The organism is Morganella psychrotolerans (assembly GCF_001676055.1).
Lineage (GTDB): Bacteria > Pseudomonadota > Gammaproteobacteria > Enterobacterales > Enterobacteriaceae > Morganella > Morganella psychrotolerans_B.
Map to the genome: position 1 here is coordinate 195,959 of NZ_LZEX01000045.1, position 9,544 is coordinate 205,502.

The 9,544-nt window shown below is 45.7% G+C and carries 4 protein-coding genes and 1 pseudogene; 3 read left to right on the forward strand and 2 right to left on the reverse strand.

Going from position 1 to position 9,544, the window contains the following annotated elements; translation table 11 throughout:
* Window positions 1–3 precede the first annotated feature (3 nt).
* Window positions 4–2,574 (reverse strand): hypothetical protein, encoded by a 2,571-nt coding sequence (locus AYY17_RS19895; RefSeq protein ID WP_156656746.1) that lies wholly within the window; start codon window positions 2,572–2,574, stop codon window positions 4–6.
* A complete protein-coding gene (locus tag AYY17_RS19900; RefSeq protein WP_067426743.1) occupies window positions 2,522–5,110 on the reverse strand; it encodes an NACHT domain-containing protein in 2,589 nt (862 codons plus the stop codon). Before AYY17_RS19900 ends, AYY17_RS19895 begins: the two co-directional genes overlap by 53 nt.
* 692 nt (window positions 5,111–5,802) lie before the next feature.
* Between AYY17_RS19900 and AYY17_RS19905 the strand changes: the two genes are divergently transcribed.
* From AYY17_RS19905 to AYY17_RS19915, 3 genes and pseudogenes are all read left to right on the forward strand, one after another.
* On the forward strand, window positions 5,803–7,530 hold the full coding sequence (locus tag AYY17_RS19905; RefSeq protein WP_067426745.1) for an ATP-dependent nuclease: 1,728 nt from the start codon (window positions 5,803–5,805) through the stop codon (window positions 7,528–7,530).
* The gene (locus AYY17_RS19910; RefSeq protein WP_067426752.1) at window positions 7,527–8,957 is read left to right on the forward strand and encodes a UvrD-helicase domain-containing protein; all 1,431 of its coding nucleotides are present in this window, start codon (window positions 7,527–7,529) and stop codon (window positions 8,955–8,957) included. The genes AYY17_RS19905 and AYY17_RS19910 overlap by 4 nt, the downstream gene beginning before the upstream one ends.
* A gap of 257 nt (window positions 8,958–9,214) precedes the next feature.
* A pseudogene (locus tag AYY17_RS19915) lies at window positions 9,215–9,544 on the forward strand (transposase); the annotation flags it as partial.

Consider the following 9,544-nt stretch of genomic DNA (forward strand, 5'->3'; position numbering starts at 1 on the left):
CATTCAAGAACTTGAACTATTATGTCCAATAAGCTTTTCGAGTTCATATGCTTCAGAAACACCGAGACTAACGAGCTTACCAATGACCATATTCATCCTATGGAGTAGTATATTTTTGTCCTTAAGGAATGATGGTTCTTCTGTCATAAACGCAAAAAGCCATTCAATAATCCTGCTGCCGAATCTGTACTCGACCCAAATTATTTTGTCATTGGGTAGTCGATCAAGCCACGCTTCGGCCGCCAATAATAGAAAGTCTAGGTTTCGTGAATCGTGTGATATGGATAGAGTATTCATAACACACTTCGCTAAAAATGGAGTCGGGCCGCCATTTAATAAAGGTTTTAGGACGTCTAGTAGAGGCATGGCCCTTTCAAACTCTGATCGCAAAATGTAGCTTTCCGTATTGCCGGAAGAATTAAGGGTGTTAATAAAAAGAGTCGCGATTATACCACTAAGGTTTACATCAATGGATATTTGTCCAAGTATTGGAGGATGATACCATCGTTGCAGACATAGTAAACGGTTTACTATTCTCTTGCGAAGCTCTACAGGGCGTGTGGACGGACGTGTAGAGTCTTTTAAATACCATGCATCAGTGGTTTGAATCAGAATCTCCGCGACGTCACAAAAAGAGCTATCTGGTAATTCTTCAATCATCCTTAAATTTTCGTCGAACCGTTTTTCATCATTTTTAATTAGTTCATTTGCTAAGATGGTATAGAATTCATTATTCCATTCCCTTGATGCACTTACATGGACAGTATCAAGTGGTTGACCTAGCCCATTCATTGTTGCTGACCATCGGGTATAATTGTCGATAATCTCTGAACTCCAAGCTGGAGGCGATATTTCTCTGGCAATAAGAGCTAGCCAAAGTGCTGCCGCTCTACTATCGGTGTGAATATGTTTCACAAGGCTGGATGTAGTGCTGCTCTCGTTTAAATCTTGAAGTACCTCTGGTTCTGGGGCTCTGGCGGGCAAAAGTGTGGTCTCGCTCGGATTATCATCTGCAAAAATAGGCCACAATGGCTCAGAAAGTCCATCCAACCAAGCGATTTCAGCTTCAACTGCAAGACGGTCGCCTTCCATTTTCAATTGCACGTAAGGCTCGGTATTTTTTTTGGCCTTGTCCCAAGGGTGGTACCACCAATTGTTAGCCTTGAAGGCTATGCGGATGGCTGATTTTAGTAATAGCGAATCATTAGCATTAATGATGTTTGAGTTGGTTGATAAGGCTATTGCAGTGCAGCAGTCACCTCGTGTAGCTGTGCTTAGTAGTGCGTTTCGATCCTTCTCATAGTGAAGACGGCACCACAGATGAACTTGGGCCATTGCTGCGAGAGCCTGTTTGCTGTATTCATGCATTTTTTCTGAGGGTGAGTAGCGTTCATCGCCTGCAGCGAATATTTGTAGTATTACTTCGCGCACCCATGATTCATATTTTTTTAATAGAAAATCATCGCCGTCACGAACTATGAGCATTGCAACGGCTGCCAACTTCGTCGATGTAGAATTAAGTGCATCGGAATCGATATTGTTTGGTAAAATTTTTTGCATTAGTTCTGCAGCTTCGCGTGCGAGTTCAGTAGAACCATGGGCCGCATCGCTTATGGCAATATTTATTTGTCTATTGATGTCAACTGAGCGGAAATGTTTTTTAATCTTTTCAAGATGTTCCACTTCCACCGTTGGAGCTTGGTACAGTAAGTTGCTATCTACTAAAATCCAATTACGAGGGTCTAAGATATTCAGCGCATGGAAACCCATAAATGCCGGATCGTCAAAGCCCGATAGGTTTCCATAGTAACCTAGCTTGGCTACAGAGGTTTCTAGCTGCAATCGGATGCGTTTCGATGTTTCATCATTAGTGAAGTAATTAGCTAGATAGTATTCCAAGCAATTGAATTGTAGGGGGTTCGATTTGACGTTGGTGAGTATTACCTTTCCTTCTGGCTCAAGATTACTCCCAGGTCCTGTATACATAGAATTTTCAAATGATGTTCTGCCGAAATCAGTCGACAGAAGTTCTGGGCAAGTGATAAAGGGTATTAGCAACTCTTGACTTTCTGGCCAATTTGAAAGCAGAAGATCGACCGCAACTAAGATAAATGCCGCACAACTTCCAATATGGCCGAGAACATCTCCGATAACGGTATTTAACGGCTCACCTGCTTGGATACGATTGTCCCCCCATAGCTTTAGAGCCATGAGTGCAGATGCTGTAGAAGATTTAGGTGCCTGACCGTGTGACCAGAAATAAGTTTCGGTCCAAGGGAAAAACCTCGGGCCGTTGTCAAAGACGAGAGTGATACCGTTTTTTCCCTGTTGCTCGCCACTAAATTGCAGAGTGACCGATTCATTAACTAAAGTTTGTACCAGCTCAAGACCTATTACTGGAGCTTTTTCTAATAGACTGAGGAATGGTTGGTGTGTGGGGGAAGGTGGAGTGTACAGGCTTTCGTGGAATCTTTCAGCCGAATCAGAATCTAGACATGTTTTTGACAATCCAGTCTGGGTTTTAGGTACTATCAAGCTTGCTGAAACCAAATCCGCAAATTCTTGAGGTGTCACGCCCGCGATGATGGAACTTGCAGGACGTAAATTTACAAGCGTAGAGAATTTTTTTTTGCTCTAATAACGCTTTTAAATAGGTTTTAAGGCGAACAGGTATGTAACTGGAAAAAGTTAAAGATGTGATCCTTAATCTTTCCAGCATACGATAGTGCTCAATCGATAAGTTTCTAGTTTGCGCTCCGGGAATACTGATATTGCTATCTGGATCATCAAGTTTTACCAACCAGTCAAAGAGCATGTTGCCTGTAGCCTCTGCGATTACGGGAATTTTTTGAAATAGTAAAAGTAGAGTCTCTACTAGCGCTAAGATGGATGCGATTGCCTGAATTGGGATTTCAGCCGCATGTCGTATGCACCATATTAAAAGTTTTAAAGCGGAATCAGAAGATGCAATTCTAATTTCTTTAGGAATTGAGGAAGCCCACATTATTAATTCTTCCGATTTCCCTGATACAAAGTCGGCAGGAGGTACGGTCTCAATGGTTGTAATTGCAATAGATAGTTCTATGAGTAATGAACCGTTATTCACGAGGAGTATCTGACTGCAACGTTCGAGCTGTTCTTGGGAAAGTTCTGAGCGAATGATCGCCATGAGTGCTTCTCTCCGCCAAGAGCTATGAGCTCCTGGGGGGGATAGTTTCTCAAGTAATCTTAGCCATGAGTTACAATCTGGATTGAGCTCAAGTGCAAAACGACCGGCGAATTCTATGCCTCGTGATATTTTTGGTGATGTTGGCACTTCAAGATTTAGTCTGGATAATATGCCGTCTTCTTCCTGAAGCCTTGCACCGATTGCCCAATCACGAAGCACATCGTGGTAAAAGCGTAAGTGATCTCTATTTGGCTCGATCAAACTCTGCGAATCAAGTAAGTGTGAACGCGCAGGTGAATCGTCGTAAACGTTTAATAAATCGCGGCCCGCAAGTGTAGCTTCCGCTATCCTGGCAATTAACCGCTGAGCGGCTCGTAGAACTACTGGATCTGCATTATCGGCTGATTTCCACCATTGTTGGGCGAGTGTTACCTCAGAGTGTACTTTCGCGACTGATGGAACTTTAAGTAATCGTGAAAGCCTATACAAATTGCGAGCGATGCTCGAGGCTGGGTGGCTTGATTTTAGAAGTAAGCCAAGTTCAGGTGCGAGAATACGCAAAGTCTTTACTTCTTCTTCATCAAGCTCATTAACGATTATTGTTTGAGGCTGGCCGAGCGTTGATATGACATCGGGCGCAAGCCAGCTTTCAGTTTCGGAATTAAAATGAAGGCGTGATGTTGCAACAACTGAAAATCCATTGGTCACAGCAATCTCCCGCAGTAGGTCATTAATCGTTCTGCGCTGTGCTGGGGATGTGAACATCTCAAGGCTATCAATAAAAAGGACTCCGCCGCCGCTAACAGCGAGATCATTCAGAAACTCTTTTAAAGTCGTCCGAATGTTTAATACCTGTGATAATGCAGCCCAACCACCTTCAGGAGTGGTCAGTGGGTCAAGTACGAGAACCAATGCTTCGCTGATGATACGTTCAGCAGCATTTCTGAGTACAGCTGATTTACCGACACCTGGCCCGCCTTTGATTTCTACAAAGCGGTGTTCATCTAAAGCTTTCTCGAGTAAAGCTACAGCTCGAAGTCTAGGAAGATGTATGCCTGCGATTGTATTACCTATGTCGGCGAGGGATTGACAGGATAATTCAGCCATCCTTTCACGAGCTATATAGAATTTTTTGTCGCTGAGGAGTCGAAAACCCCGTCCGATAAGAATATTTTGAAGTGTTAGGCGATCTATGACTCTACCTGTCTTGGCTGACTCCAGTGATATCTCGATCAGATTGCTCCAGAGTGCTTCACTTCTGCTCTCGTCTTCTGGTGAGAGTATCTGTTTGGATATCGACAATACGTGGGTGTGAGCCAGCGGAGAACATGATTCGAAGTCAAATTCTAAGATCAAAAACCGTTTGAAAATTTTCCAAATCGTTTCATCATCTTTGGGAACACCCGCTGCAATTAGGTTGGTTTGGAAGGTCTTGCTGAACTTTCGCATTTCGGCACCGTAAATGCCTTTATTATCAAGACGTTGGAAGAATTGAACGCCATTCTGAGCCGTACGCGCCCATTTAAGAACATCTTGGTAGGGACCTGAGATGGCTTTACTCGTGCGCTGTGTTGCAACAGCAAGACGATGTCGTTCTTCTGGGATATCTTTTGTGAAGCTTTTAGCTATCTGCTCGCAAACTTCTTTGAAGACTGAGTCCCTAGGTGAGAATGTGATCGTGCGCTTCGATTGGATTTCTAAAAGCGTTTTACCTGATGCAGACATGCCTTGCATATACAGATCATCAAGCGCGTAGCCGAGATCTTTACCCTGGAAACCAACACTCAAGATACGTGAACCTGGTAATCCACGGGGCTCAGTATTTGCGAGCAGTGTAATAAGATAGAATGCTCCCACTTGCCCCTCTATATAAACCCCTGCGCCGCCTCGCCCAACGGGACTTGAGCCGTTAGTTGCATCAATCGCTTCATCGTCGGACATAGCTAAAGAATAACTCCTTGTGATTCATAGGTTTTATTGATGTGCATTATATCATTCTAAGAAATGGTTAAACGTTAAATACTGGTTTTCTTCCTATTTCATTGATATTTAATGTTTTTATTTTTTGTTATTTACTTTGTAATCTTGCTGGTACTCACTTAGATTGGTGCTCCTGACCCAAATGAGAGAGCACAGTCCCAATCAACTTGCGCGTCATTGAATCCCAAAATCTGATGACGCGTTTGATAGCTTATTGTTTTGCTGGAGTTGTGTTCGAGTTTTTCACGGCAATGGTAGGCAAGAGCGATAAAATCTCTCTACGTTTTCGGCATACAGCGGCAACCTTCCAGGATAACTCCGTAGCTGCTCGTACCCCAGTGCACTGGTGAAACCACCGATGTCGGTCACTGTGGCAGCCACTGTGCCTATACCCATCCCTGTAAATATTCTCGCTGAAGCTCGGTCATGGCCTTCAGTTGACGGACAATGTCATGAGGCTGTTGGGGTCTGTCCATCGAGCAAGGTACGGCACGACTGGTATCCCTTTATCTCTTTCAATTGAAGAGAATAAATTCTCCTGTATCGATTTTCCCGCATAACTACCTGTATCATAAAAAAACATCTCATCTTATGTAATAATATTTTTCAAATTAAGACTAAATAATGAATATTCCTACGCAGCGAGAAAGCAGATGGCAGTGATCCGGTATATCAGTATCGAAAACTTTAGATCAATACGACAGGCAGACTGGTATCCAGACCCAGGTTTTAATTGTCTTATCGGCCCAGGCGATTCGGGAAAATCCACTTTTCTTGATGCCATTGATTTGGTGTTGGGGGCTAGACGTTCCAGCTCATTTAGCGATGCTGATTTCCATCTGATGAACACAGGTGATCCCATCTCTATCTGCGCCACTCTCGGCAAGCTTGATGATGGCATACTCAATCTGGAGCATTATGGCCGGTTTCTTCGCGGGTTTGATCTTAACACTCGCGAAATTCATGACGAGCCTGAGCAAAATGATGAGATGGTCATTACGCTGAAACTGATGGTTAGCGAAGATCTTGAACCTGACTGGTTTCTGTTTTCTGAACGGGCTGCGGAAGAGGGGATAGAGAAAAGACTTCAGTGGAAGCACAGAGAATGCCTTCATCCTACACGTCTAGGAACCGTCGCCCATCATCATCTGGCCTGGGGTAACCGCTCGGTGCTTCATAAACTTTCTGAAGAGACCTTCAATGTCAGCTCAACCCTGGCGGAACTCTCTCGTCAGACCCGGCAAAACTTTGCTGCACAGGAGATGCCGCAGCTTGAGGGCATTCTGGGTGAGGTGCAGACCATCGCGAATGAGCTCGGTGTTCCACTCGGTGAATTAAAGGCGCTTCTCGATGTTAATGGTGTTTCACTGTCCAATAGTGCCATCAGCCTGCATAACAGTGACAGCACGCCATTACGAATGTTGGGGACCGGATCATCCCGGCTGCTTGTTGCCGGCCTGCAAAAAGCGGTGGGTAACCCCGGGATAATACTGGTTGATGAGGCTGAATATGGGCTTGAGCCATACAGGATCAGTCGACTCCTGCATAAATTAGGCTCCCGTGACGCTGAGCCTGTGGCACAAGTCTTCATTACCACGCACTCTCCCTACGTGCTTCGTGAGCTGAAGGCAACACAACTTTGTGTTATGCGTAAATCTGACGCTGGGTCTCTGGCCCCATCACATGCATTTCTGACGTTAACTGGCGACGATCAGGAACAGGCCACGCTACGTGCCTGCGCCGAAGCTTTTTTCAGTAAAGCGGTCATTGTGGGGGAAGGGAGTACAGAGGTCGGGTTCATTCGTGGAATTGATCTTATCTGGCAGCGTAACAGACGCCCTGGATTTCAGGAACGGGGTGTTTTTGCCGTAGATGGCAGTGGGGGTGACAACTATTTTAAGCGGGCCCGCGTCTTTACTCAACTGGGCTACAGAACCGCGTTACTTAAAGACTCTGATATTACGGAAGAGGCGCACAGGCAGCAGACTGAAGCCTGTCGCCGTAGTGGAGTCACTGTTTTCGAGTGGGGGGCGGAACTTTCAACAGAGGGGGCTCTCCTGAGATGGTGCCCGGTCGAAATGATACGCGATATTGTTATGCTTGCCGCTGAGCTTAATGGTGAAGAAAGAGTTGACCAAAATATTAAGAACTATTCTCAGAATGCTTATGGTTTTGAGAACTGTACCCATGCACCTGAAGATGGAATGAGAATTCCGGTGGCGAAAGCCGCAGGTAAATATGGCTGGTTTAAATCCATTGGAAAAGCTGAGGTCCTTGCTGAAAACATTATCGCACCCCATATCCGCTCATTCGATGAGGCGTTCCGTGCCACGATAAGGGAATTGCGTAACTGGGCGGCTAATAATGGAGATCAGGGATGAGTATTGAGGCCGTGCTGAGTGCCCGCAGAGGTCTGGTTGTTGCCCCGGCCGGATGTGGGAAAACACATCTGATCACCGAAGTGCTCAGTGTTGCCCAGCATAAGCCTTATCTTGTGCTGACACACACCACTGCCGGGGTTACCGCGCTGAAGAAACGGCTTAAACGCTTCTCTGTCCCCTCACAGAACTATGTTGTGACCACCATTGACGGGTGGGCGCTAAGAATTGCAGGCAGTTTTCCTAGCCTGTGTCCGGTGGATGTTGGGCCGGAAGTACCTAACCGGTTCTACCCTTCGCTTCGGCGATCAGTGTTTGCGCTGCTCCGGGGGGGGAATATCAATGAAGCCGTCAGAGCTTCCTATTCACGTCTGCTGGTTGATGAATATCAGGACTGTAATGTTCTGCAACATGAGATGACTGTTGCCTTATCTCATCTTCTGCCCACCGTCGTGTTTGGCGATCCCATGCAGTGTATATTCAGCTTCAGTGGCCCGATGCCTCACTGGAGAGATACGGTTCAGGTGAGCTTCCCGCTTCTGACAACCTTAGATACCCCATGGCGCTGGAATAATGTGAATGCTCCTGCGCTGGGTGAATGGATCCTAGATGTAAGGGAAAAGCTGTTCAACGGTGAGAGTCTTGACCTAGCGTCCTGTCCTGATTTTGTCCGTTTCCATTCACTGACGCGCGATCAGAATGCAAACTTTGTACGCCAGCAACAGGAATATTACGCGCTGTTGCGGCAATATCCTGATGACTCACTTCTGGTGCTGGGTGATTCCCGCAGAGTCACGTCCAGACACCAGTTTGCTCAGCGCATAAATGGAATTGATGTGGTTGAACCCGTCGATCTGAGTGATGTGATGAGAATGGCGCAGGGGCTGGATGGCGAAGATACTGGCTCCGGTATGCTGGAAAGGCTACTGCGTATTGCGACTGAAATGATGACCAATGTGGAAGTTAACCTGACGTTACATCGCGTCAGTCGCATTATGGCGGGCAGAAACCGTACGGCTGCCTCCTTACTTGAAAATGCGCTGATTACGCTTATCAGAGAGCCTTCCAGGCAGAATACCCGCTCTGCACTACAGCATCTGGAGGAAAAAGAGGGAACACGTGTTTACCGCTCAGGTGCCTGTCAGGCTCTAAAGGATGCGCTAAGTTTGTCTGTCAGTTCCCCTGAGATGAGTATTTATGAGGCAGCCTCGGTGGTTCGGGAGCAGCGAAGGTACCAGGGAGACAGGCGAATTACTCGCAGGTCTATTGGCTCGACACTCCTTTTGAAAGGGCTGGAGTGTGATCATGCCCTAATACTTGATGCTGGCAGCATGAGCGCAAGTAATTTATATGTTGCCCTTTCAAGAGGTGCTAAATCTGTTGTGCTGTTTTCGGGCAGCCGTGAATTCAGGTCCGAAGCTGTGAATTAATAAGCCTGGTGTAAAAACGTTTGTGATGTGTTCCGTGCTTCATATGATCATGAGAGGAGTCTGTTGTGAAGTATGAATGTTCGTTCGAACATACATGTGTGAGGAAGGATGACTGCTTTCTCGATATTGGACTACTTGGAGATATGCAGCCAACAATTATCAAAGGTACTGCAGTTATTGCATTTGTGGATGTCCACTTCCCCTAAAATGAAACAACTATAATTAGATTTTCTGCCCTGAAAACAGCAGAGGTCATGATGAAAAAAGCACGTTTTACCGAATCGCAGATCGTCAGTATTTTAAAGCTGGCTGACTCTGGTATGAAGGTCGACGAAATCTGCCGTCAGAACGGGATCAGTAACGCCACATATTATAACTGGAAATCAAAATATGGCGGTATGGAAGCGGCTGATATTAAAAGGCTTAAAGAGCTTGAGGATGAAAATATCAGGCTTAAGCAGTTGTTTGCGGAAGTTAGTCTGGAAAATCATGCTATGAAGGAGCTTTTCGCAAAAAAGGGCTGGTGATGACCGAGAAAAAGACCTGCGCTCAGGAATTAACTCAGGCAGGCTTATCGGTCATAACCG

Excerpts from the sequence above, each read along its gene's own strand:
- AYY17_RS19910 (WP_067426752.1), top strand. The coding sequence starts at position 7,527 with ATGAGTATTGAGGCCGTGCTGAGTGCCCGCAGAGGTCTGGTTGTTGCC.
- AYY17_RS19900 (WP_067426743.1), bottom strand. The coding sequence starts at position 5,110 with ATGTCCGACGATGAAGCGATTGATGCAACTAACGGCTCAAGTCCCGTT.
- AYY17_RS19905 (WP_067426745.1), top strand. The coding sequence starts at position 5,803 with ATGGCAGTGATCCGGTATATCAGTATCGAAAACTTTAGATCAATACGA.